The 24,382-nt window shown below is 40.8% G+C and carries 21 protein-coding genes and 1 pseudogene; 18 read left to right on the top strand and 4 right to left on the bottom strand.

The features are described 5' to 3' along the window. Window positions 1–195: 195 nt before the first annotated feature. From AN214_RS19555 to AN214_RS19615, 13 genes and pseudogenes are all read left to right on the top strand, one after another. Window positions 196–600 carry a hypothetical protein gene (locus AN214_RS19555; RefSeq protein ID WP_054981248.1) on the top strand — a complete coding sequence of 135 codons (405 nt, stop codon included), beginning with the start codon at window positions 196–198 and terminating at the stop codon, window positions 598–600. A 191-nt stretch (window positions 601–791) separates the two neighbouring features. After that, entirely contained in the window at window positions 792–1,256 is a 465-nt protein-coding gene (locus tag AN214_RS19560; RefSeq protein WP_054981249.1) for a hypothetical protein, read from the top strand. A gap of 224 nt (window positions 1,257–1,480) precedes the next feature. Continuing rightward, complete coding sequence (locus AN214_RS19565; RefSeq protein ID WP_054981250.1) at window positions 1,481–2,869, top strand: serine hydrolase; 1,389 nt, start codon at window positions 1,481–1,483, stop codon at window positions 2,867–2,869. 364 nt (window positions 2,870–3,233) lie between these two features. Continuing rightward, window positions 3,234–3,887, top strand: a complete 654-nt coding sequence (locus AN214_RS19570) for a GntR family transcriptional regulator (RefSeq protein ID WP_010559977.1) — start codon at window positions 3,234–3,236, stop codon at window positions 3,885–3,887. A gap of 86 nt (window positions 3,888–3,973) precedes the next feature. Beyond that, complete coding sequence (gene prpB / locus AN214_RS19575; RefSeq protein ID WP_054981251.1) at window positions 3,974–4,846, top strand: methylisocitrate lyase; 873 nt, start codon at window positions 3,974–3,976, stop codon at window positions 4,844–4,846. An 11-nt stretch (window positions 4,847–4,857) separates the two neighbouring features. After that, complete coding sequence (gene prpC / locus AN214_RS19580; RefSeq protein WP_054981252.1) at window positions 4,858–5,982, top strand: 2-methylcitrate synthase; 1,125 nt, start codon at window positions 4,858–4,860, stop codon at window positions 5,980–5,982. A 61-nt stretch (window positions 5,983–6,043) separates the two neighbouring features. Continuing rightward, on the top strand, window positions 6,044–8,638 hold the full coding sequence (gene acnD, locus AN214_RS19585) for a Fe/S-dependent 2-methylisocitrate dehydratase AcnD (RefSeq protein ID WP_054981253.1): 2,595 nt from the start codon (window positions 6,044–6,046) through the stop codon (window positions 8,636–8,638). Window positions 8,639–8,656: 18 nt separating this feature from the next. Then, window positions 8,657–9,820 (top strand): 2-methylaconitate cis-trans isomerase PrpF, encoded by a 1,164-nt coding sequence (gene prpF, locus AN214_RS19590; RefSeq protein WP_054981254.1) that lies wholly within the window; start codon window positions 8,657–8,659, stop codon window positions 9,818–9,820. A gap of 276 nt (window positions 9,821–10,096) precedes the next feature. After that, window positions 10,097–10,888, top strand: a complete 792-nt coding sequence (locus tag AN214_RS19595; protein ID WP_054981255.1) for a putative porin — start codon at window positions 10,097–10,099, stop codon at window positions 10,886–10,888. Between the two features lie 148 nt (window positions 10,889–11,036). Continuing rightward, window positions 11,037–11,414, top strand: coding sequence for a Crp/Fnr family transcriptional regulator (locus AN214_RS19600; RefSeq protein WP_054981256.1), 378 nt, complete (start codon window positions 11,037–11,039; stop codon window positions 11,412–11,414). Window positions 11,415–11,491: 77 nt separating this feature from the next. After that, a complete protein-coding gene (locus tag AN214_RS19605) occupies window positions 11,492–12,721 on the top strand; it encodes a CHASE2 domain-containing protein (RefSeq protein ID WP_054981257.1) in 1,230 nt (409 codons plus the stop codon). 15 nt (window positions 12,722–12,736) lie between these two features. Then, window positions 12,737–13,417, top strand: a pseudogene (locus AN214_RS19610) (adenylate/guanylate cyclase domain-containing protein); the annotation flags it as partial. 208 nt (window positions 13,418–13,625) lie between these two features. After that, window positions 13,626–13,892 carry a DUF1272 domain-containing protein gene (locus AN214_RS19615; protein ID WP_010559985.1) on the top strand — a complete coding sequence of 89 codons (267 nt, stop codon included), beginning with the start codon at window positions 13,626–13,628 and terminating at the stop codon, window positions 13,890–13,892. Here AN214_RS19615 and AN214_RS19620 read toward each other — a convergent pair. Continuing rightward, the gene (locus AN214_RS19620) at window positions 13,889–15,187 is read right to left on the bottom strand and encodes an anti-phage deoxyguanosine triphosphatase (RefSeq protein ID WP_054981259.1); all 1,299 of its coding nucleotides are present in this window, start codon (window positions 15,185–15,187) and stop codon (window positions 13,889–13,891) included. The genes AN214_RS19615 and AN214_RS19620 overlap by 4 nt on opposite strands. A 122-nt stretch (window positions 15,188–15,309) precedes the next feature. Between AN214_RS19620 and AN214_RS19625 the strand changes: the two genes are divergently transcribed. Genes AN214_RS19625 through AN214_RS19635 form a run of 3 tightly spaced genes read left to right on the top strand, consistent with a single transcriptional unit; the run spans window position 15,310 to window position 17,394 of the window. Further along, window positions 15,310–15,885, top strand: a complete 576-nt coding sequence (locus AN214_RS19625; protein ID WP_054981260.1) for a hypothetical protein — start codon at window positions 15,310–15,312, stop codon at window positions 15,883–15,885. A gap of 59 nt (window positions 15,886–15,944) precedes the next feature. Next, a complete protein-coding gene (locus AN214_RS19630) occupies window positions 15,945–16,748 on the top strand; it encodes a glucosaminidase domain-containing protein (protein WP_054981261.1) in 804 nt (267 codons plus the stop codon). Continuing rightward, window positions 16,741–17,394, top strand: coding sequence for a DUF2987 domain-containing protein (locus AN214_RS19635; protein WP_054981262.1), 654 nt, complete (start codon window positions 16,741–16,743; stop codon window positions 17,392–17,394). The genes AN214_RS19630 and AN214_RS19635 overlap by 8 nt, the downstream gene beginning before the upstream one ends. A 228-nt stretch (window positions 17,395–17,622) precedes the next feature. On the opposite strand, the gene pyk is transcribed toward AN214_RS19635, so the two are convergent. Further along, on the bottom strand, window positions 17,623–19,059 hold the full coding sequence (pyk, locus tag AN214_RS19640; protein ID WP_054981263.1) for a pyruvate kinase: 1,437 nt from the start codon (window positions 19,057–19,059) through the stop codon (window positions 17,623–17,625). 467 nt (window positions 19,060–19,526) lie between these two features. On the opposite strand from pyk, the gene gndA reads away from it, so the two are divergent. Next, window positions 19,527–20,900 (top strand): NADP-dependent phosphogluconate dehydrogenase, encoded by a 1,374-nt coding sequence (gene gndA, locus AN214_RS19645; protein WP_054981264.1) that lies wholly within the window; start codon window positions 19,527–19,529, stop codon window positions 20,898–20,900. After that, window positions 20,900–21,271: a peptide-methionine (R)-S-oxide reductase MsrB gene (msrB, locus tag AN214_RS19650; RefSeq protein WP_054981265.1), complete on the top strand. Its 372-nt coding sequence runs from the start codon at window positions 20,900–20,902 to the stop codon at window positions 21,269–21,271. The genes gndA and msrB overlap by 1 nt, the downstream gene beginning before the upstream one ends. A gap of 62 nt (window positions 21,272–21,333) precedes the next feature. Here the strand turns inward: msrB and ansA are convergent, their stop codons facing one another. Together ansA and sppA are read right to left on the bottom strand one after the other, a co-directional pair. Continuing rightward, the gene (gene ansA / locus AN214_RS19655) at window positions 21,334–22,344 is read right to left on the bottom strand and encodes an asparaginase (protein WP_054981266.1); all 1,011 of its coding nucleotides are present in this window, start codon (window positions 22,342–22,344) and stop codon (window positions 21,334–21,336) included. A gap of 61 nt (window positions 22,345–22,405) precedes the next feature. Next, entirely contained in the window at window positions 22,406–24,271 is a 1,866-nt protein-coding gene (gene sppA / locus AN214_RS19660) for a signal peptide peptidase SppA (protein WP_054981267.1), read from the bottom strand. Window positions 24,272–24,382 lie beyond the last annotated feature (111 nt).

The following is a 24,382-nucleotide window of genomic DNA, read 5'->3' on the forward strand; positions in this document are numbered from 1 at the left end:
GGCTTTAGTTGCAGCTAAAGCCTGGGCCTCACATTACCCTAAATCGGTATAAAAATAATAATTAAGATGGGTGAATTATCCATACAAGGTAATTATGGATGGGACGTCTAAAGCTTGGCTGACGCTCCTTCGTCGCTAATTTTAGCCTGCTATTTTGCGCCGGTTAGGCAAGCGTTATGTGCACAAGGAGTCCCTGTGAGTATTAAACATATCTTTTTAATCTTTGTAGCCTTTACTTGCTCAGCCTGTACAACGTCAGGGCAACTTTATTATGTTGATACTAAGGGTAATAAAAAACTTGGTTGTGATGTTGAGTTTATTGGAATGCCAAGTGTAGATAAATTTGCGGTTGAGTATGCTTTAAGCCTTTGTGCCAAAAGTATTGTAAAAAAAGGTGGCGTTGTTCAAGAACAAGATATCTATCTTCTAAAGGTTGATACCGCTATCCCTGCGGCACCTTGTGGTAAAGCTTGGAATCATGATTTAGCTAAGCAACAGTTTCAGTCTAAAGAATTATCTAAAAAAGAGTATGGTTATATTGTTGCCAATATTGATTTAGAGTTAGCAGAAATCAACAAGTGTACAATACAAGCCAATTAGATTAATTTCCTTGTCGCACGCTTAAACTCATTAAGCACAATATTTTCACATCTTTTTTTAACTTCAATTCTCACATTTATTACAGGCTATAGATTACTTTTAATAACAAAGCGTCATAGCTAACCTGTTGTTTAATAATACGCGATATGTTGAGATGTATTGGTATTTATATCAATGTTGCTGGAGTGTTTATGAGTAATGACCTGTTTCAAAAAGTCCGTTTTGTAATTGCTAAAATCTTTGTGTTTATATTTTTAGGCATGGCGTTAGCCTTGTTGTACTCACTTGCAAAATCGACATTAAGCGGCATTTTGGCAGGTGAAGACGTTACCCAAATCTTCTTAAACGGCATTAATACAGGCATTATTGCGTTGGCAGTGTTTGAGCTAGCCTTAGTGATCCATAAAGAATACTCGGTGGCCGAAGAAAGTAACAATGCCATTGAGAGTTTGCGTGGCACAATTCCGCGTTTTATTGGTACTGTGAGTATCGCGCTTTCATTAGAGGGGCTGATTATGGTTATTAAATACAGCCAACTTGAACTAGCTGGTAACTTATATTATCCCGTAGCCATTATTATTAGCACCGCGTTTTTACTAGCATCTTTAGGTGTGTTTTTATATTTAACGCGGGATACAACAAATAACAAAACGTAGCAATTTGTGATAGCCCAAACATTTAAATAGTTGGGCTATTTTTTTGCAATAAGCTTATTACTTAGCGATAGAAAGCCAGCGAATTTGGCCTTTAAATTTTGGGCGAAAAGGACAACACGGACTAATAACTCATTAATATTTTTATACAATTTTGATTTGCTGAGTGTAATTAAGCAATAGATACTAAACACCATCTAACGCTATGAAAAACAGGGAACTTAATTGTGTTAACCGCAAAAATCGCGTCTGCGACCATGGGGCTTATTTTATCTTTTGGCCTTTATGCTAAAGAACAACCCACAACTCAAACAACAAAAAGCGCTATCGAAAGCGTAATTAACAGTTACGTTTCACATGGTGCATTTGAAGGTGTGTTACTGGTTTCTCAATCGGGCGAAAAAATATTTGAGCGGGCATACGGCTTTGCCAATTATGACAATCGTACACCACTTAGCGTAAACAGTTCGTTTCAAATTGCATCGCTTAGTAAGCCAATTACAGCCACGTTAGTGCTTAAACTTAAAGAGCAAGGCAAACTAAAGCTTGAAAGTACATTAGCCGACTACTTTACTGAATTTGATAATGATATTGGTCGACAAATCACATTACATCATTTATTGAATCATACATCGGGTATACCTAATCACTTTACGCTCAATAACTGGTTTAATCGTGACTTTCACAAGTTAACCACTGAGCAGGCATTTGTTGATGTGATAGCAAATATGCCGTTAAGTACTGAGCCTGGTGAAGAGCACAATTATTCAAACCCTGCGTACTTTCTGTTAGGTAAAATCATTGAAAAAGCCACAGGGCAATCATTTGCACAAAGTCTAAAAACCAATATTTTAGTGCCATTGAATATGACGCACTCAGGTGTAGGGCTTGGTAATACACAAAGTGCTCAAGTGATTAAAGCGCATCAATGGCAAGATGCGGGTGGCTATAAACGTGAACCAGACAATAATTACAAATTATTTGGGGCAGGTGCCGCTATTTATAGTAGCGCCGATGACTTATATCGATTTGATTTAGCGCTTTACGGTAACGAACTCATTAATGAGCAAAGCAAACTGCAATTGTTCAACCCTGATTTGCCTTACAGTTGGCGAGTAGGCAAATTGCCAATTACAGAGTCGCGTAATGTGAATGCCCATATGTATGATGGAAAAATTAAAGGTTACAGCAGCATGGTGCTGCGACTTATTGATGACAAACACAGCGTTATTCTACTTAGCAATAATGGTATGAGTTACCAGTTAAAGCGCCAACTAGTAGGGGATATTGCCAAGGTGTTGTATGGCGAGCAGGCACCAAATCGTGAAAATGATGTTGCGTTTGCATTAACCCAAGGGGTTACTACAGGCACGTTTGAAAAGGTATTAACGGATATTCAAACCAACAAATACACATTAGATGAAGGCATGATGACATCGTTTGCCTATGAGTTACTTTGGTCAAACCTAGCAGGTAAATCGTTACAGTTATTTGCTGTGATCGGTAACCAATTTAAACAATCGGAAGATGCGAAACATCATTTTGCAAAGGCGTGTAATCACAGATTGGTTAAGAACTTAGAAGAACGAAACGCTATTTGCGGCACCACGCTTTAAAGGCCTTTAATAGTTAAATGGCGTTATGTGAACGAAGTTAGATGTAGGCAGTGAATTTAGCGATGGCCTACACTTTTTTGGCGTTTAACGTGAACAACTAGGGCTCTTGAATCAAGCGGTTTAATGAAGTGAATCAGCATTAAGGTTTAAGTGCATATTCATAGTTTAATGGTTGTTATAGTGTTTACATTAGTTGTGGATCGCACACCAAGTTGTTTCTACTTACTCTTTAGTGTCGACAATTTATCCCTCTTTAGTCTAATTGGATAAAATAAATCACTAAAATTGTCGACAATCTGTTGATCTCTCGAGCTAACAATCCTATATTAACCCTAGTTATTGTCGACAATAGTTAGGTTTTAAATTGGAAAATGAAGTAAAAACAGCGTCTGATAAAGTTTTTGTCGACATTCGCCAAGCCATTGTGGAAGGTGAAATAGCCCAAGGTTCGAAAATCTCTGAGCCAGAACTCTCCAAAAAACATCAAGTTAGCCGCGCAACCCTGCGTGAGGCACTTAATCGTTTAGAAAGTTGTCATTTAATTGAGCGTAAAGCTAATGTGGGCTGCCGTGTAATTTCGCTTACCCCAGAAAAGTTAGATGAAATTTATCAAGTACGCAGTGCCCTTGAGGGTTTAGCGTGCCGTTTAGCAGCAACCAATATGACAGACGATGAGATCAATCAGGTAAAAGCGTTACTTGATGACCATTTGTCGACACAACGTGTGCGTCAAGGAGAGTCTTACTACCAAGAAGAAGGTGATTTAGATTTTCACTACCGCATTATTAAAGGCAGTAAAAATAGCCACTTAATTAACTTGTTGTGTAATGAGTTATATCAATTGGTGCGTATGTATCGCGTGCAAATGGGCATGAATGGCCCGCGTGTAAGTAAAGCATTTGATGAACACTTGGCTATTATTAATGCCATTGCTGCGCGCGATGGCGAATTAGCCGAATTATTAATGAAAAGACATATCGCGGCATCAGGTAACAATATTGAACGTAAGTTTCAGTAATGTGTGATGCCAATAAAAGTGTAAACAAATTTAGTTAGCGTAAGGCTAGCGTACAAATATAAAAATACCGTTCAAAGGAGACATACATGTCAGCAGGTTTGAAGTTTCGCCAAGCATTAGCAGAGAACCAACCGCTTCAAGTGGTCGGCACTATCAATGCCTATACTGCAATGATGGCAGAGAAGGTAGGACATAAAGCCATTTACTTATCAGGCGCAGGGGTTGCCAACGCAAGTTACGGTTTACCTGATTTAGGCATGACAAGCTTAGATAATGTGCTTGAAGATATTCGCCGTATTACCAGTGCATCTGATTTACCACTACTCGTCGATGCAGATACAGGCTGGGGTGGTGCATTTAATATTGCCCGCACCGTAAAAGAAATGACAAAAGCAGGTGCTGCGGGTTTTCATATTGAAGATCAAGTCGCGCAAAAGCGTTGTGGTCACCGTCCAAATAAAGAAATTGTTACTCAGCAAGAAATGGTTGACCGCATTAAAGCCGCGGTTGATGCAAAAACTGATGAGCACTTTTACATTATGGCGCGTACCGATGCGTTTCAAAAAGAAGGGTTAAATGCCGCAATCGACCGTGCAGCTGCGTGTATTGAAGCAGGTGCTGATGCAATCTTTGCTGAAGCAGTACACGACCTTGCTGACTATAAAGCATTTAGCGACGCGCTGAATGTACCAATTCTTGCCAATATTACTGAATTTGGCCAAACCCCGATTTATTCAAAAACCCAATTAGAAGAAGTGGGCGTGGGCATGGTGCTTTACCCGCTAAGTGCCTTTAGAGCAATGAATAAAGCAGCGCTTAATGTGTATAACACAATTTTAAGTGAAGGCTCGCAAGCAAACGCAATTGATTCAATGCAAACCCGTGCCGAGTTGTATGACTTTTTAGATTACCACTCGTTTGAAAACACACTTGATAAACTTTTTCATAATAATAAATAAGGGGCAGGAAAATGGTAGATAAAGCATTAGGCGGAGCAGGATTACGTGGTCAAGTTGCTGGTGAAACAGCGTTATGTACAGTTGGTAAATCAGGCAGTGGTTTAACGTATTGTGGTTATGATATTTCAGAGCTTGCAGATAAAGTTGAATTTGAAGAAGTATCGTACCTTTTAAGCCGGGGCGAATTACCAAATCAATCACAACTTGATGAGTACAAGGCAAAGCTAAAAACACTGCGTGGTTTGCCAGCCGCACTAAAAAGTGTTTTAGAGTCTATTCCTAAAACAGCGCACCCAATGGATGTAATGCGTACCGGTTGTTCAATGTTAGGTAACCTTGAAATGGAAACTGACTTTAACGATGTGAACGACCATATCGACCGTATGGTCGCAGTATTCCCAAGTATTATTTGTTATTGGTATCGTTTCTCGCATGACGGTGTTCGTGTTGATGTTGAAACCAATGATGATTCAATTGGCGCGCACTTCTTACATTTATTACACGACAAAGCACCTAGCGAGCTATTTGCTAAGGTAATGAATGTATCGCTAATTTTATACGCAGAGCATGAATTTAACGCATCTACGTTCACAGCGCGCGTGTGTGCATCAACACTGTCTGATGTGCATTCATGTGTAACGGGTGCAATTGGTTCACTTCGTGGTCCACTTCATGGCGGCGCAAATGAAGCTGCTATGGAAATGATTGAAAACTTCACAAGCGCAGACCAAGCAGAAGATGCACTTATGGGCATGCTTGAGCGTAAAGAAAAAATCATGGGCTTTGGTCACGCAATATACCGCGAGTCAGACCCACGTAATGTGATCATCAAAAAGTGGTCTGAGCTACTTGCGAAAGAAGTAGGCGACGAGGTGCTTTACCCAGTATCTGTTCGCTGTGAAGAAGTAATGTGGCGTGAGAAAAAGTTATTCTGTAATGCGGATTTCTTCCATGCATCGGCATATCACTTTATGGGTATTCCAACAGCGTTATTTACGCCAATCTTTGTAATGAGCCGTGTTACAGGTTGGACAGCACACGTAAAAGAGCAGCGTGCTAACAACCGTATTATTCGCCCAAGTGCTGATTACACAGGCCCAGAAGCACGCGAAGTACCACCTATTTCAGCGCGTTAATGTCGCATTACATCAAGGCATGCCTAGCATGCCTTTACTCCGAGTTTGTTGTGGAGCCCATATGAATACCCAATACCGTCAAAAGCTAGGCAATACCGACCTAGATTATTTTAATGTTGAAGCTGCGGTGAATGCCATTTCACCGGGTAGTTATCAACAATTACCTTATACCTCAAAAGTGCTTGCCGAGAATCTCGTTCGCCGCTGCGAGCCTTCAAAACTTACTGATTCGTTAAAACAACTTATTGAGCGCAAGCGCGATCTTGATTTTCCGTGGTTTCCTGCGCGTGTAGTATGTCACGATATTTTAGGCCAAACCGCACTGGTTGATTTAGCGGGCCTTCGTGATGCCATCGCAGAGCAAGGCGGCGACCCATCACTAGTTAACCCTGTCGTGCCAACACAGCTGATTGTTGACCACTCCCTTGCTGTAGAGCACGGTGGTTACGATAAAGACGCGTTTGAAAAAAACCGTGCGATTGAAGATCGCCGTAATGAAGACCGCTTCCACTTTATTAATTGGACGAAAACGGCATTTAAAAATATTGATGTTATCCCTCCGGGTAACGGTATTTTGCACCAAATCAATCTTGAGAAAATGTCACCTGTTGTACAAGCACGCGAAGGTGTTGCTTTCCCTGATACGCTAGTTGGCACAGATAGCCATACACCGCATGTTGATGCACTCGGTGTTATTGCCATTGGTGTGGGTGGCCTTGAAGCTGAGAGCGTAATGTTAGGCCGTGCCTCGTATATGCGTTTACCAGATATTGTCGGTGTTAACATTGTGGGTGAGCGTAAGCCCGGAATTACAGCTACCGATATTGTATTAGCAATTACCGAGTTTTTACGTAACGAAAAAGTGGTGTCTACTTACCTTGAGTTTTTTGGTGAGGGAACGCAACACCTTAATTTAGGTGATCGTGCAACCATTTCGAACATGACGCCAGAATACGGCGCAACAGCGGCCATGTTCTACATTGATGAAAAGACCATTGATTATTTAAAGCTAACAGGCCGTGAAGACAGTCAAATTAAGCTAGTAGAAGAGTACGCAAAAACTACAGGCCTTTGGGCATCAGAAATGACTGAAGCGAAATACGAGCGCGTATTAACCTTTGATTTAAGTGCAGTTGGCCGAAATATCGCAGGGCCTTCTAACCCGCATCGCCGTGTTGCAACAAGCGAGCTTAAAAACACTGACTTACTGGGTGATTATTCGCATACAGATACACAGATGCCAGATGGTGCGGTCATTGTTGCAGCTATTACGAGTTGTACCAATACATCAAACCCACGCAATATGATTGCTGCAGGTTTAATAGCACGCAATGCCAATAAACTCGGTTTAACTCGTAAGCCTTGGGTTAAATCTTCGCTTGCGCCGGGTTCTAAAGTGGTTAAAAGCTACTTGGAAGAAGCAAACTTATTATCAGAGCTTGAAAGCTTAGGTTTTGGTGTGGTGGGTTTTGCGTGTACTTCGTGTAATGGTATGAGTGGTGCGCTTGGCCCTGTTATTCAACAAGAAATTATTGAGCGCGATTTATACACGACTGCGGTACTTTCAGGTAACCGTAACTTTGACGGACGTATTCACCCACATGCAAACCAAGCATTCTTAGCATCGCCACCACTGGTTATTGCCTATGCAATTGCTGGGAGTATTCGTTTTGATATTGAAAACGATGTATTGGGTGTATCAAGTGAAGGTAAAGAAATTCGCTTAAATGATATTTGGCCAAGTGATGAAGAAATTGATGCAGTAATTGCAAAAAGCGTTAAGCCAGAGCAATTTAATGCGGTGTATACGCCAATGTTTGACTTAACCGTTGATTATGGCGAAGACAATAACCCGCTATACGATTGGCGTGAAATGAGCACGTATATTCGTCGTCCGCCATATTGGGAAGGTGCACTTGCTAAACCGCGTACTATGAAAGGCATGCGTCCACTTGCTGTACTTGGCGATAACATTACGACTGACCATTTATCACCGTCTAATGCTATTCAAGCAAGCAGTGCAGCAGGTGAATACCTAGCCAAAATGGGCTTACCAGAAGAAGACTTTAACTCGTATGCAACGCACCGTGGCGATCATTTAACTGCGCAGCGTGCAACCTTTGCTAACCCTAAACTGTTCAATGAAATGGTGACAGAGAACGGCGAAGTAAAACAAGGGTCACTTGCGCGTATTGAGCCAGAAGGCAAAGTAACGCGTATGTGGGAAGCAATTGAAACCTATATGGAACGTAAACAGCCGCTAATTATTATTGCCGGTGCTGATTACGGCCAAGGTTCATCACGTGACTGGGCGGCAAAAGGTGTGCGTCTAGCTGGGGTTGAAGCCATTGTAGCAGAGGGCTTTGAGCGTATTCACCGTACTAACTTAATTGGTATGGGTGTTATGCCGCTTGAATTTAAAGCTGGCACAACGCGTAAAACACTTTCAATTGACGGTACAGAAACCTTTGATGTGAAAGGTGAGCCTGCACCAGGGTGTGATTTAATGCTGATTATCAATCGCGCAAATGGCGAAGTGGTAGAGGTGCCGGTAACGTGTCGTTTAGATACAGCTGAAGAAGTCTCTATTTACAGTGCAGGTGGTGTATTACAGCGTTTTGCACAAGACTTTTTAGCGGAGACAGCAGCGAGTTAATCGCTGCTATACCTCACTATGACAACAAAATATAAAGTCCCAGCAACCTATATGCGTGGCGGCACCAGTAAAGGGGTGTTTTTTAAGCTAAGTGATTTACCGCTTGAAGCACAAGAGCCAGGCGAATTTCGCAATAAACTACTAATGCGTGTTATTGGCAGCCCTGATCCGTACGAGAAGCAAATAGATGGTATGGGCGGTGCAACGTCCAGCACCAGTAAAACAGTGATTGTCGCTAAAAGCGAGAAAGCGTATCACGATGTTGATTACTTATTTGGTCAAGTTGCAATCGATAAACCAAGTGTTGATTGGAGTGGTAATTGCGGTAACCTCACGGCAGCTGTAGGTGCATTTGCCATTAACAATGGGTTAGTAGATACATCGCGTATTCCTCAAAACGGCGATGTTGAAGTACGCATATGGCAAAAAAACATCGAAAAAACGCTGGTGGTACAAGTACCCATAAAAGACGGCGAAGTTAACGAGTTTGGCGACTTCAAACTCGACGGCGTAGCGTTTGCCAGTAGCGAAATTAAAGTGCAATTCCTTGCGCCATCACCGCAGGGTGAAAACATGTTCCCAACCGGGAATTTGGTTGATACGTTAACGGTTGAAGGATTAGGGGATATTCCAGCCACCATGATTAATGCGGGCATTCCGACCATTTTTGTTAATAGTGATGACATTAACTGCAGTGGTGTGGAGCTGCAAGAAGACATTAACAGTGATGGTGACAAGCTGGCCTTTTTTGAGAAGCTAAGAATCGCAGGGGCGCTTAAAATGGGGCTAATTAGTGATCCAAGTGAAGCGAAAACGCGCCAGCACACCCCAAAAATTGCGTTTGTATCGCCTTCACAAGACTACATTAGCTCAAGCGGTGATATGGTTAAAAGTGCAAACATCGATTTAAATGTGCGCGCGCTTTCTATGGGTAAACTGCATCATGCGATGATGGGTACTGCGGCTGTAGCGATTGCCTGCGCCGCTGTGACAAAAGGCACATTAGTAAATTTAGCTGCTGGTGGCGGTGATATTTCAGATGTGAATTTTGGTCATCCATCAGGCACCATGAAAGTAGGCGCAAAAACAGGTGAGACAGACACTGGCTGGCAAGCAGAATTTGCTAGTATGAGCCGAAGTGCAAGGGTGATAATGGAAGGTGTGTTACACGTACCTTTGTAAATGCACTGTAAATCACTAATTTAGAAGGGAGCTTGGGCTTCCTTTTTTCGTTCTATAAGCGGGCGTTTTGTCTTAAAGTCGTGTAAGAGATCTCTACAGTACGAGATAATAAATAAACGCCATTGTAAATCCGGTGTTAAATCTGATTAAAAAACATTAAGCCTATGAATAGAAAAGGATATTGTTGATTTAATGTGGATAGCGCCGTGGTTGTACCTGATTCAATGCTTTCTATAATACCCATCGTCGAGAAAATCACTACACAAGGAAAGTAGCATGAAAAAAACATTATTAGCGTGTTTAGTTATGTTTACGTCATTTACAGCCTGCGCAAATGAGTATCAATCAATTAGTCACGCCACTTATGCGGATGTTGAAGAAGACAATCTTTTCCATATCGAAACGTTATATTACTTTGATGCGCGTAAAGCACTTGGCCCATACAATGAATTTTCTTACATCAATACCAAGTCTAACATTGGCGCGTTTTACAGCGACAATGAGGATGATGATACAATTGGTGTACACGGTGAATATTTCTTCAACAATTTTGTAGCTGGTGCTAGCTACAGAAATTCAGATTCAAATTGGGGCGATGTAGATTATTATGAGGCATCATTTGGTTATTTATTTACACCTGATTTAATTGCACGTATTCACTACCGTGACTCTGACGCTCGAGGTATAGATGGCAGCTTTTATGCAACAGCGCAGTACAATTTAAGCTTAAACACAACGGATTATGTTGGCTTTACGGCATCTGTTGACGACGAGTTTGATTACTTAAGCCTAGATACAAAATATTATGCAGAGCTTGGGCAAGGCCGTTATCTAACTGTAAACCTTGATATTAATGCAGGTGATTTCGATCATTGGTTATTAGGCTCAAACTATTATTTCAATGAAGGTTTATCAGTATTTGCATCAGTTAATAAATCTGATGATATTCAAGTTGGTGGGCGTTATTACTTTAATACAAACTGGGCTTTATCGGGTAGTTACGGTACAAACCTAGATAGCGATTTTGATTACGATATGTTTCAAATCAACCTAACAGCACAGTTCTAAAAGAACCGCTTGTTGTAATCTTATTAAAGGGAAGCATTGGCTTCCTTTTTTAATGTAAAAAAGATTTTAGTTAGTCATTAAGTCGTAGACAGCACCTTGTTTAATCGCGATAATTTAGCCTAAAGTCAATTTACAAGTAAGGAATACTATGACCCGCGAATTAACTCTATTAGAAGGTCAAACCTTGTTTCAACAAGGCGACAAGGCAGAGTGTATGTATGTGATCCGCTCAGGTAAAATTAAGCTGGTCAAATCGAAAATGGGACAATCTGTGGTATTAAGTTACTTTGGCGAGGGTGAGTTTTTAGGTGAGATGGCGATTATCACAAACTCACTTCGTAGTTGTTGTGCCATTGCAACGGAAGATACCGTATTACAAGTATACGAGCGCGAACGCTTTGAAGAAATGTTAGCGAATAACGCGGGTATTGCCGCACGCATAATAGAGGGCTTGGCGGTACGTTTAGAAAAAACCACAGAGCGCTTAATGGAGCCTGTCACTTTGTTAGAAGCAGAAGGTGAATAAACGTTCAGTAAAGTCAAACTTTGAGTACAAAAGGCTAACACAACGCGTAAACCCATATTTCAAGGTTAATTACTTGTATGTTTAATCAGGTTGGCAAAAAGTGGTTGTTGTATAGCCTGTTATCGTCGTTAGTAAGTGTGTGTTGTGTGTACGTTTTGTCACAAAGTGATGCTTGGCAGCAACTCGAAAATACGGCATTTGATGCACAATCCAGTATTATCCCCGCCAAAGTCAGTAAAATTGACATTGTAATTGTCGCAATCGACGAGCAAAGTTTTGCCCACTATCAAACTAGTTGGCCTTGGCCTGCAGGTTTTTACACTAATTTACTAAAACGGTTAAATCAGGCAGGCGCACAAGCGGTTGTATTAAATCTACCTATAGATGCTTTACCTAATGCAAATGAGAAACAAGCTTCTAATTTTGCAAACAGTATAACAGCGAGCAACTTGCCCGTTTATCTTGCAAAGCGTCAAGGTAGGCAGGACGATTCTTTATTGAATTATTATCGAGATGCAGGTGCAAGAATTAAGTCTTTCGAATTTTCACCTGATCTTGATGGTGTGGTAAGACGTTTACCGCATGGTAGCAACAGTATAAGTTATGAATTTAGCGCACAAAACCTCACTGAGAATACACGAATTCGCTTTATTGGCGATACAAACAGCTTTGTAACAATACCTTTCGTTAATACTGCAAACGCAAATCTGTTACCCGATCATATTTTCAAAGACAAAATTGTATTAGTAGGAATCGATATCCTTGCCAATACGCGTTTTGGTGATACGGCCATTGACCGTTATCGAACGCCGTTTACTTGGTTATCTGGCAATACAATGTCGGGTGTTGAGGTGCATGCTAACACGATTGTTAACGTACAAAACGGGTTAAGCATTTCAACTTTAACTATTTTGCAAACCGCGTTTTTCGCTTTGTTGGTTGCATTGTTTGCAAGCTATCTATTTACTGCGGCATCGTTGAAAAAATCACTACTAGGTTTGGCAAAGTTACTCGGTTTCATTGTGATTATTTCGCTTTTTGCGTTTTATCATAGTGTTTCGCTGCCGCTAGTAAGTTTGTGTGCGATAGCAATCAGTAGTTATTTATTTTACTTTGTCTTTGGCTTTCGAAAACAGCAAAGACAGCAGCAGTTTATTACTAATGCGTTTTCACGCTACGTATCCGATCAGGTATTGCATGAACTTAAAGACAACCCTACAAAGTTAGAGCTTGGCGGTGAGCGTAAATTTTTAGCGATTTTATTTGCTGATTTAGCTGGGTTTACCAAGCTTGCAGAGCAAACATAAGCTGAACAAGTTGCGGATATTCTGCATCAGATGCTGACAGCGCACAGTCGCATTATCGTAAAACACGCAGGCACGCTTGATAAATATTTAGGCGATGCGGTAATGGCATTTTGGGGTGCACCAGTAGCCTGTGAAAACTCGGTTGAAAAAGCGGTTGCTGCGGCAATTGAAATGAACGCAACTTGCGTAAAACTCAGTGAAGAATTAAAGCGCCAGGGGCTTCCTGAACTGAAACTGCGTATAGGTGTAAATTATGGCGAAGTTATCGTTGGCCATCTTGGCTCAGATATTTTATTTGATTACACCTGCATTGGCGATGCGGTAAACCAAGCGGCGCGCCTAGAAAGCGCCAATAGATTGTACGGCAGTGATTTATTGATTGGACAAGCTGTTTATGAACAACTAAACGACAATTCACATTTTACCTTAATTGATAAAGTGGTATTAAAAGGTAAATCGCAGGCCATAAATATTTATTGTTATTTTGAAAGCCGAAGGCACCAACAGATATTAGCACAGGCATTTTCAGCGTATTGCGATAGGGATTGGCAAAAAGCGCACACCAATTATCAATCACTGTATTCTGAACCAGAGTTAATGGTTTTATGTAAATTGTTTCTTGAGCGTATCAAAGAATATAAACGCCAAGAACTCCCGGCATCATGGCGTGGTGAGTCATATTTAGATAACAAATGACAGGTTATAATGCATTTATGCTAGTGCGCCTGAGTGCGGGGGAAAGATTAGTGCGCTTCGTCACATTTATGGATTAATAAGCATGGCGCTATTGTGACAATTAAAATGCACTAATTTAGCACTTTTTACTGGTTTTATTAATTGTTCATTAAATAAGCTTGTCAAACTGATTTGCTTTCTTTATGTTCAAACAAAAAGGAGGATCGTAATGTCAAATATGGCAGAACACGCATTGTTCCATTGTCAAAAAAGCGAACAAGCACAAAGCGAAACGGAAGTGAGTTGCTTTGAGTGCACCAACTGTTTTCATCTTAGTAGCGAATGTTTAATTGATGTATGTCCCCATTGTGGCGAAGCATTAAAAGAACGTAGTTTACGACCCAGTGAATTACTTGAAACACAAGAAAGTCACTGTAGCCGTAATGTATCAAAAGACGATGGTACTGTATTTTACGACGACTCAAAAATAGCTTAATACTCAGTAGTAAATAAGCGACCGTGTACCTTTATGGCGTATTCATCGGTCATTGATGAGATGTAATCGCAAAGTTGACGGTAGCCGGTTTCGCCGTTTTCGAGTGCCGCTTGGTAAATTGTTTGGCGCGTGTGAGGTAACAACCTTAGCGGATCGCTGGCAAACGCGGCAAATAAATCGGAAATAATTTTTTGTCCTTTAAATTCAATTTGCTGCATTTCTGGATGGCGAATTACGTTACGAAACACAAATTGTTTTAACCCTTCAAGTAAAATAAATAACTCTTTGTCTAAATATACCGAGTGGTCGAGTAATGGGCTGTCGAATACGCCAAGCTTTTTCACTTTAGCCTGTGTAATAAATAAATTAACTAATTCGCCAATTACTTCTTTTAAATCGGCTTCATCGCGTGAGAATAGTTGGGCAGAAATACGTGGTAAATTGGTTTTAAGCCAACCGTCTTCTAACTCACTCAAATGATTTGCGACAAATTCATGCCATTGATGCTGATTTACCATGCCTGTGGCAATCGCATCTTCTAAATCATGCACGCCGTACGCAATATCATCGGCTAGTTCCATAATCGCGCAGTCGAGGGATTTATATTGGGTGCGAGCAATGCCATTCGCGTTTTCGGCAAATGACGTAAAGGTAGTTTTGTCTGTGTTTGAAAGCGGCGCTAATACCCAATCAAACACTGCGCTTTCTTCGCAATAAAGCCCTTTTGCGGGAAGCCAACGAGTAGAGTTGATAAATTTATCTGTGCCATCATCATGTGGAATTTTCCACAACGATTTGATCAGCTGTGGGTATTTTATAAAACCTAATAAAGTGCGGCGTGTTAGATTCATACCATAGCCTTTACTGTAAGGTTCTAGTTTCGCCACAATTCTGAGTGTTTGGGCGTTGCCCTCAAAACCACCGTGGGCACGCATCATGTAATTGAGCGCCGTTTCACCGCCGTGACCGAAAGGCGGGTGACCAATGTCGTGGGCGAGCGATAATGTTTCGATAAGACTGCGACAAGGTAAACATGCGGAAAATGACGCATTGCTTGGATTTGCTCTGAGTTGACCTAAAATACCACTGGCAATTTGCGCTACTTCGAGTGAATGGGTTAATCGGGTGCGATAAAAATCATTTACGCCAATGCCCATAATTTGGGTTTTTGCCTGTAAACGCCTAAAAGCGGCTGCGTGAATAATGCGAGAGCGGTCTTTTTGATACGGGGAACGTTTATCATCGGGGCGATGTTTGTTTTCTTGATAACGTCTAGCCAGCCATTCTTCAGTCATAAATCCAGTTTAATCTACTTATATCATAGTGTTATTTTAGACATAAATTGCAACAACTTAAAACACTATTAAGGTATAAGCTGTGCCATAGTTAAAGCTATGGTGATATTTGGAGTGAGATTATGCCATTACCCATTTTGCTTGGTGTGTCAGCAGCCGCAGTGTTAGCAAATTCGTTTTATCGTAGTGAGATAGAAAAGCAAGATAAACAACGTAAGTTAGGTTTAAAGGCAAGCAGTGCAGTCGGTCGCTATCCGTGTGATCATTTACCGAGTGAATTTCAAATAACGCCGCAAATTGGCAGTATAGTGTGTTGTGGTGTGTACAACGGGTTTATCCACACAGGCTTAGTAATTGATGATGACCTTGTATTAGAGTTACATGGTTCTGGATTATCGCGTGCCATTAGTTTTAAGCGCTTTTTACAAGACCGCAGTGGTCAGCATATTTTTATTGCAACAGACACGCTTGCCAACCCAATTATCTTCGATTTTGACCAAGAACACGTCGCTCGCCAGGTGTTTGCTTATCACGATTATCATGTGAGTAAACGCAATTGTTATTCACATTCTTGGTACTGCTTAACGGGTAAAATGACGCCGTTTGCGAGTTTCGAATTATTTAATAAAGCACTAAGTTCGTTAGTGGGTCACAGTATTTATTGGGATAGGGCAAAGATTAAAAAGCTTACGTCCTAGTATGCATTAGTGTAGAATTGTTCCTTTTTTTAGACATTTCTAAACTACTTAAATTTTATATGAAGTTATTATTAAAACTAATTATAGTGTGTTTGTTTGGTTACATGTTGGTCGCGCCTTGGCTCACTGACTTTGAAAAACAAACCGAATCTAAAGATAAAGCAACGCAAGTAAAAAAAGTGGTTGTTGAAAAGCCGCTACATAATGTGAAATTGCCTGATTTTGCAAAAATTCGTGATGTAAAAGCGCGCAAAAAAGCATTTTTTGATTTGTTGAAGCCACATGTGATCGCGGAAAACAAACGCATACTAAAGCAACGGGAAAAAATTGATTTAGCCTTAACTGAGCTAGAACTCGGCTTTGCCGTTCCCGATGCACAAATCAAACCGTTAAAGAAAATTCTTGTTGAATATAAGCTCGACGACACAGTTAACGAAGAAAACTTAACCCGTGCATTACGCCGTGTTGATATGATTCCACGTGCCATGGTGTTAACACAGGCGGCTAACGAGTCAGGCTGGGGTACCTCGCGTTTTGCACGTATTGGCTTAAACTTCTTTGGCTTATGGTGCTTTAAAGAAGGCTGCGGCATGGTACCTAATAAGCGTAATGAAGGGCGTAGCCATGAAGTTGCGGCATTTAAAACACTTGAGCAAAGTGTGCGCGCATATTTCAGAAATATTAATACGCATCCTGCATATCAACAACTTCGTGATCTAAGGCAAAGCAATCGCTACGACGAGCAGATTATACTAGCCGAGAAGTTATTGAATGGTCTTGGCAGCTACTCAGAACGCGGTCAAGCCTATATTGATGAACTGAATCACATGTTAATGACGAATCAAAGGTATTTCGGTGAATAAGATTTTAGTAGCGGCAGGCATTTTTGCATCAACACTTTCGTTAACAGCAAATGCGTCTGAATTTGTTGTCTCGTATGATGGCTTTTATGACCGTTTAAAAGTGATGTCGAAAGGGGATTACGCAAGCGCAGATGTTGGTTTTTATTTAATCAACCAAAACGCCAATCCCTGTACGATTGAAAGCGGTAGTATTATTACTAAAACCAATGAGTATCCGCTTAATTATACGAAAACCAGCAAATTGCTGTTACCGTTTGACGAAACGCTCGATAAAGACAAAGCGCTTATCGTGGTACAGCCAAAATCGGGTGAGCAATGCCAGTTAAAATTGCAGATGGAATCAAGCCAAGATTACGGTGACAGTGTGTCGTTAAAACAAATGGCTAAGCTGCAAACTGAGTTTGATGATTTAATTGGCCGTTTGTCCGGCTTTTTTATGCGTACGTTGTTCTCGTTTATGATGCCAGAAGTGAAAGGTGTCACCTTAGTGTTTGATAACACAGTAGCTGCACCAATGGGCGCGGGCGATGAAATTAAGTGTAAGGACAATCGCTGTACAATTGAATCGCTTGATGTAGAAGGGGAAGACAAGCGTTTAACGTTTTCACAACCCATTAAACAAGTGATCCCATATATCGCAAAATAATACCAATTCACTTAAGTAGCTGATCATCCTAGCGGACTAAATATCATGTTAACTGCGTTAGAATTTATCTATGTAGAACAAATAAGAAAAATTCCGCCTTGTTACCATTTTATTTATCCAGCGCTATTCTTGATCACATACTTAACAGAATTGGTATAAGCGATTTATTCATTGTTAAAAACAAAAAAACCAGTTCATTTGAACTGGTTTTTTTATATTAACTTAGGCTTAATCTACCGTAACTAACTTAAGTGTATTTGTTGCACCAACAGTTTCCATCGCATCACCATGGGTCAAAATTACTTTATCACCAGATTGTAAGTAGCCTTTGCTTACTAATGTCGCTAACGCTTGTTTTACCAATGAACCTGAATCGTATTCTGTTGAATCGAAATACACCGGATAAACACCACGATAAAGTGCTGTTTGACCAAGAGTGCGGTTATGGCGAGATAGCGAGTAAATTGGTAAACCAGAGCTAATACGCGACATTAATTTTGCCGTGCTACCCGATTCAGTTAGTGCAACAAGAGCTTTTACAGAATCTAAGTGGTTTGCTGCGTACATTGCTGATAGTGCGATTGTTTCAGATGTGTTTTCAAACATTGAATCTAAGCGGTGCTTAGAAATAGCAGTTTGTGGCTGAGACTCTGCACCTAAACAAACACGCGCCATAGTTTCAACTGTGATAGCAGGGTAGTCACCCGCTGCAGTTTCTGCTGATAGCATTACCGCATCAGTGCCATCAAGTACGGCGTTTGCAACGTCCATTACTTCTGCACGAGTTGGCATTGGGTTATCAATCATTGATTCCATCATCTGCGTCGCAGTGATAACGGTGCGGTTTAGTGTACGTGCACGGCTGATAATTGCTTTTTGCTTACCAACAAGCGCCGCATCACCAATTTCAACACCTAAGTCACCACGGGCAACCATAACGGCGTCAGATGCTAATACGATATCGTCAATGGCTTCTTCCGTTTCAACGGCTTCTGCACGTTCGATTTTTGCAAGTAGTTGCGCTTTTGAACCAGCAGCTTCTGCCAGTGAACGTACATAGCGCATATCATCGCCAGAACGAGGGAAAGAAACCGCAATGTAGTCAACGTCGATTTCAGTTGCAGTAATTAAATCTTCTTTGTCTTTATCTGTAAACGCAGGCGCTGTTAAACCACCACCTAAACGGTTGATACCTTTGTTGTTTGATAATACACCACCAACAGTTACTGTGGTATGCACTTTTTTACCAACAACTTCATCAACCGTTAATTGAATTAAGCCATCATTTAATAGCAATAAGTCACCAGATGACACATCTTGTGGTAACTCTTTATAATCAATACCTACACCATTGATGTCGCCTTGACCTTTTTCCATTTCAGCATCAAGAATAAACTTTGCGCCTACTGCTAAGTCAACTTTACCTTCTTTAAACGTTGAAACGCGGATTTTAGGGCCTTGTAAGTCGGCAAGAATAGCGATGTGTGTATCTAATTTTTTAGCAATTTCACGTACTTTTGCTGCACGATCTTTATGATCTTGTGCGACGCCATGAGAGAAGTTTAGGCGTACTACATTGGCACCTGCTTTTATTACTTTTTCTAAATTATCGTCTCTATCTGTAGCAGGACCGAGTGTGGCAACGATTTTGGTACGTCTTGGCATTTAGTAGCTCCCGTTGGCTATTTCTATATATTCTTTGTATTACACAACAACTAAGCTAAAGAGGCTAGCTTAATATACTTGCTTTTTGTGTGGTTAGTAGATTATGACACCGGTGTCATGTTGGCGTCAACTGATTGCACACTAGATTTAGTATGAATAATATTTATGTAAATTTTATTATACGCCTTTTAAATTATCTTAATAGCCCTCAAAAAGGACATAAGTCCGCTGAAACCGGTCGTTAGACGATTGATATTCGGTAGAGAATTGAACAAATCGAGTAAAATTAAGGCCTAGCAAAGAAATTATATTCTATAATTTTTTTAATAATAAAATTGCATGCTGGTTGAAAAGCCATATAATGCGCGCCATTACCGCTTAACTAATCTAAAAATCCAGTGTAAACATCGCACTGACTAAAATTTAGATTAGCAATGAATTCACACCTAACAGTTAGGAGATTTTATATGCAAGTCGCATTAGTTGGCTTAGGCGTTATGGGTAAGAACCTTGCCTTAAATTTAATTGAGAAAGGTTTAAATCTCGTCGCTTATGACAAAAACCCAGATGCAGGCGAAGATTTACTGAGCTTAGCGAAAAAAGAAGGGTTTGCCGAACGACTGCATATTGTAAGCGACTTATCCGACATGGTTCGTCGTCTTGAAACACCGCGCTCAATTTTACTTTTAGTACCAGCAGGCGAGTTGGTAGACAAAGTGTGTTCAGAATTAATCGAAGCGGGCGTTGATATTAACGATATTATTGTCGATTGCGGTAACAGTAATTATAAAGACGGTATTGCCCGTAAATTGAAATATCAAAATAAGTTTGAATTTGCCACTATGGGTATTTCGGGTGGTGCTGAAGGAGCACGTCATGGTCCTGCAATGATGGCGTCGGGCTCTGAAGGCGGTTGGGAACGCATTATTCCTTTCTTCGAAAAAGTAGCGGCAAGCCATAATGGCGAATCGTGCTTTGCCCGTGTTGGCCAATCGGCATCAGGTCATTTTGTAAAAATGGTTCACAATGGCATTGAATATGCGCTAATGCAGTTAATTGCTGAAGTGTATCATTTATTGCGTTTGGGCTGCGGTAAATCAAATGATGAAATTGCAGCGCTTTTTGATACTTGGTCTGAAGGTGAGCTAAACAGTTACCTACTGTCAATTTCAAGCCATATATTAAAGCTTAATTCGAGCGATAACACACCGATTGTTGATTTAATCGATAACAAAGTTGGTGCAAAAGGCACAGGCCTTTGGACTGCACAAAATGCCCTTGAGTTAGGTATTGCGGTACCGTCGTTAGTCGCAGCGGTTCAAGCTCGCCACTTAACGAATACGCAAGATACCCACGCAGCGTTAGAAATGACTTACGCAGCAAAGCAACCTGCGAAAGTAGACATTGACCTAGAAGAATTACGCAAAGCATTCCACTTAGCGAGCCTGTTATGTTACCGCCAAGGTTTAGCCTTGATTAAAGGTGCATCACGCTCACATCAGTGGAAGGTGGATTTAGCTAAAACGTTACAAACATGGCGTGCAGGCTGTATTATTCGTGCAGATTACTTAGATCAAATCGCAGAAGGTAACGGCTTTATTGATGGTTTAAATGATGAAGTGATTGCACTTCGCAACATCGCCGCTGACGCAGTAAGATCAGGCCTCGCGTTCCCAGTACTTGCAGCTACGCAAACTTACTATGCAACGCTTACAACACCAAGCAATGGTCATTTAGTGCAAGCACAACGCGATTACTTTGGTGAGCATGGTATTAAAACGCACGAAGGCGAAACCTGTCATTTAACTGATTTAACACATATTGACGCAAAAGTACGATAATGGATAAAAAATGGCAAACACACCTCACCGACGCACAAAAACATGTGTGCGTAGATGGGGGCACTGAATACCCATTTACGGGAGAATATAACGACTTCTTTGAGTCGGGTGATTATTACTGTGTTTGCTGTAATGCTTTGTTATTTAAATCGGAAGATAAATTTCAATCTGGTTGTGGTTGGCCGGCCTTTAGTTTTAGTGAAAAAGAAAGTATTCGTTACTTACGTGATAGCTCGCATGGCATGGAACGCATCGAAGTGCGTTGTAAGCATTGTGATGCGCATCTTGGTCACGTATTTAATGATGGTCCGCCGCCTACTGGTACACGCTATTGTATCAACTCAGTGTGTTTAGATTTTAAAGCAAAGTAATTACAAGTTAGTTAATAAAAAAGCGCCGTAGGGCGCTTTTTTATTGGCATATTACATCAGCTCTAGCGAGTGAGTTCACCTTTTAGGTTGTCTTGCATTAAATGACGCACTGTTTCAACTTCTAAGTTTTGACTCAGTAAGTAATGTAGTTTAGTAAGACAGGCTTCTAACGTCATATCGTAACCGCTAATCACGCCTGCATTTAGTAGTGCATTGCCGGTTGCATAACCACCCATATTAACACTGCCTTGAATACATTGCGTAAGGTTGATAATGACTAACCCTGCTTGTGTAGCACTACTAAATAATTCAAGCATTTCAGGGTTTTGAGGTGCATTACCTACACCGAAACTCAATAGTACAAGTGCTTTTAAAGAGTCTGTCATCATACTTTTAATCAGGTCGACAGAAATGCCTGGGTATAAGTGCAATACGGCAATTTGCTGAGGCGTAATTGTAGTGACGTCCAGTTTATTGTTTAAACTTGGGCTTAATTGGCCGGCAACTAACTCAATATTAATGCCTACCTTAGCAAGTGGCGACATATTGGGTGAGCCAAAGGCAGCAAAACCATCGGCATGCATTTTGGTTGCACGGTTACCACGGTAAAGTTGATTATTGAAATATAAACTTACTTCACCGATAGGGTAATTAGCTGCTAGATACATTGCGTTGAGTAAGTTAACTTGACCGTCTGAGCGCAATTGCGATAGTGGAATTTGCGAACCAGTAACAATGACCGGTTTGGTTAAATTTTCCAACATAAAGGAGAGGGCAGATGCGGTATAGGCCATGGTATCGGTGCCGTGTAGTACAACAAACCCATCGTATTCTGCGTATTTTGCTTTAATATCATCAGCGATTTGCTGCCAATGCGTCGGGCTCATATCAGATGAATCAATTAACGGGCAATACTCGTGAATATCAAATAATGGCATTTCTTCACGATTAAATTCAGCACTGGCTTTAACTGTTTGAGTGAGAAACCCTTCAGCTGGAATATAGCCTTTGCTCGATTTCTTCATACCTATGGTACCGCCTGTGTAGGCGATATATATTTTCTTTCTTTTCATAAAAATAGCCCGGTAGTTGTACCGGGCTATTATAGTGTAAAAGTTGTGGTATAAGTAGCGTTTAGTAGCTAACTGTACACACTAAACACTTAGCGTAAACGCCATTTGGATCGTTAAACGGCTCTAAGCTTGATACCTGCTGTTTAAGACCATGTGCTGTTTGCATTATGCTGTTTTTAACTGGCGCGTAATCGTCTTTGCTAATGTACGCTTTAACAAATGCAGCCGCTTGTGATTCGCCAAAAATCTTTTGCACTAGCATTTCTTGCTCAGTTAGTTGATGCTCAATAGTGATAACGTCGTACATCGATAAACTAGCAAGCTCAGCTGCGCGCTTAATTGCATCTTGTTTATTACCAAGGGCGTCCACAAGGCCAAGCTCTTTTGCTTTAGTACCAATCCATACGCGACCTTGTGCTACTTTGTCGACTTCAGCTTTATCCATACCGCGTGCTTCTGATACAACCGTTAAGAAGCGGTCATACGCACTTTCAACAGACATTTGAATAACGTCAGCTAGTTTAGGCTCAAGTGGGCGCAGCATAGAAAACGATGCCATATCGGTTGTTGCAACACCATCTGAATAAACACCTAACTTAGCGAGGGTCTTTTCAAATGTCATCATAGTACCGAATACACCGATTGAACCTGTAATTGTACTTGGCGCCGCCCAAATTTCATTAGCGTTTGCTGCAATCCAATAGCCGCCTGATGCAGCCACAGAACCCATTGATGCAATCACCGGTTTACCTGCGTCTTTTAACGCTAACACTTCTGCACGAATAATTTCAGATGCGAACATACTACCGCCACCTGAATCAATACGCAGTACAACGGCTTTTACTTTGTCGTTTAAGCGAGCGCGACGCAGTAATTTCGCTGTTGAATCACCACCAATTTCGCCTGCTTTACGTTCGCCATCAACAATGTTGCCTTTTGCAACAACCACAGCAACTTTATCCGTAATTGGGTTTTCAATTGGGAACGGTGGTTTTAACGTTTTTAAGTATTTGTTAAACGAAATCTGTTTAAATGATTTACCTGATTCATTGCTGCCTACTTCTGCAATTAGCTTTTGGCGTAATGCCTCTTTGCTAACTAACTGGTCTATCCACTTATATTGCAATGCAAATTGACCTGAATGACCATTAACCTTGGCAAACTTTTCTTTATACGTTTCCATATCTTCGTCAAAGTTTGTTATTTCAAAACCACGGTGCGCTGCAACGTCTGTTTTATATTCAAGCCAAAGTGCGTCTAACCATGCTTTGTTTGCTTCTTTTGCAGCATCTGACATATTGCTGCGGATCAGTGGCTCAACAGCTGACTTAAACGTACCAACGCGGAAGATATGCTGTGAGATTTCCAACTTATCAATCGCTTCTTTAAAATAAAGCGGGTAAGTTGCGTAACCTGAAATATCAACAGCGCCATATGGGTGCATTAAAATTTCGTCGGCTTTACTGGCAATGTAGTACTGCGCTTGCGAATAATAGTCGCCGTATGCATATACTTTTTTGCCAGTTTCTTTGAACTTATCAAGCTGCGCCGCAATGGCCTTTAATTTATTAAGATGCGCGCCCTGCATTTTTTGTAGGTCGAGTAATAACAGCTTTATTTTTTTATCTTTTGCTGCGTACTTAATCGTCATCAAAATATCGTCAAGCAATACTTCAGGTGGCTCATCATTTGAACCCATAGAGTCATTAAGTGCAGCTTCTACAGGGTCGATGTATGTTTTCTCTTCAACAATATTGCCAGATAATGACAGTACTAGCGCAGAGTCTTGTTCAACAATAATTTCGTCTTCTGAACTCATAATTGATACAAACAGTGCAATTAGAATAAAGAAGAACAGAATGTTTAATACGAGGCGTCTTGAAAAATTTAGAATATTCCAAAAGCCTACAAATGCCTTTTTAACCAAAATCCTATCCTATATATAGATTTATCATCTATTACCATCTTAACTTACTTTTTAGGCAAACTTAAATGAAAAACGTAACTAAGTGTTTAGCTAAAAAGTTTAGATAAAACA

Source organism: Pseudoalteromonas sp. P1-9 (assembly GCF_001399975.1).
GTDB lineage: Bacteria > Pseudomonadota > Gammaproteobacteria > Enterobacterales > Alteromonadaceae > Pseudoalteromonas.

What these genes read in the sequence shown, in the direction of transcription:
- AN214_RS19560 (WP_054981249.1), top strand. Translation starts at nt 792, where the DNA reads ATGAGTAATGACCTGTTTCAAAAAGTCCGTTTTGTAATTGCTAAAATC.
- prpB (WP_054981251.1), top strand. Translation starts at nt 3,974, where the DNA reads ATGTCAGCAGGTTTGAAGTTTCGCCAAGCATTAGCAGAGAACCAACCG.
- prpC (WP_054981252.1), top strand. Translation starts at nt 4,858, where the DNA reads ATGGTAGATAAAGCATTAGGCGGAGCAGGATTACGTGGTCAAGTTGCT.
- acnD (WP_054981253.1), top strand. Translation starts at nt 6,044, where the DNA reads ATGAATACCCAATACCGTCAAAAGCTAGGCAATACCGACCTAGATTAT.
- prpF (WP_054981254.1), top strand. Translation starts at nt 8,657, where the DNA reads ATGACAACAAAATATAAAGTCCCAGCAACCTATATGCGTGGCGGCACC.
- AN214_RS19595 (WP_054981255.1), top strand. Translation starts at nt 10,097, where the DNA reads ATGAAAAAAACATTATTAGCGTGTTTAGTTATGTTTACGTCATTTACA.
- AN214_RS19600 (WP_054981256.1), top strand. Translation starts at nt 11,037, where the DNA reads ATGACCCGCGAATTAACTCTATTAGAAGGTCAAACCTTGTTTCAACAA.
- AN214_RS19605 (WP_054981257.1), top strand. Translation starts at nt 11,492, where the DNA reads ATGTTTAATCAGGTTGGCAAAAAGTGGTTGTTGTATAGCCTGTTATCG.
- AN214_RS19615 (WP_010559985.1), top strand. Translation starts at nt 13,626, where the DNA reads ATGTCAAATATGGCAGAACACGCATTGTTCCATTGTCAAAAAAGCGAA.
- AN214_RS19620 (WP_054981259.1), bottom strand. Translation starts at nt 15,187, where the DNA reads ATGACTGAAGAATGGCTGGCTAGACGTTATCAAGAAAACAAACATCGC.
- AN214_RS19625 (WP_054981260.1), top strand. Translation starts at nt 15,310, where the DNA reads ATGCCATTACCCATTTTGCTTGGTGTGTCAGCAGCCGCAGTGTTAGCA.
- AN214_RS19630 (WP_054981261.1), top strand. Translation starts at nt 15,945, where the DNA reads ATGAAGTTATTATTAAAACTAATTATAGTGTGTTTGTTTGGTTACATG.
- pyk (WP_054981263.1), bottom strand. Translation starts at nt 19,059, where the DNA reads ATGCCAAGACGTACCAAAATCGTTGCCACACTCGGTCCTGCTACAGAT.
- gndA (WP_054981264.1), top strand. Translation starts at nt 19,527, where the DNA reads ATGCAAGTCGCATTAGTTGGCTTAGGCGTTATGGGTAAGAACCTTGCC.
- msrB (WP_054981265.1), top strand. Translation starts at nt 20,900, where the DNA reads ATGGATAAAAAATGGCAAACACACCTCACCGACGCACAAAAACATGTG.
- ansA (WP_054981266.1), bottom strand. Translation starts at nt 22,344, where the DNA reads ATGAAAAGAAAGAAAATATATATCGCCTACACAGGCGGTACCATAGGT.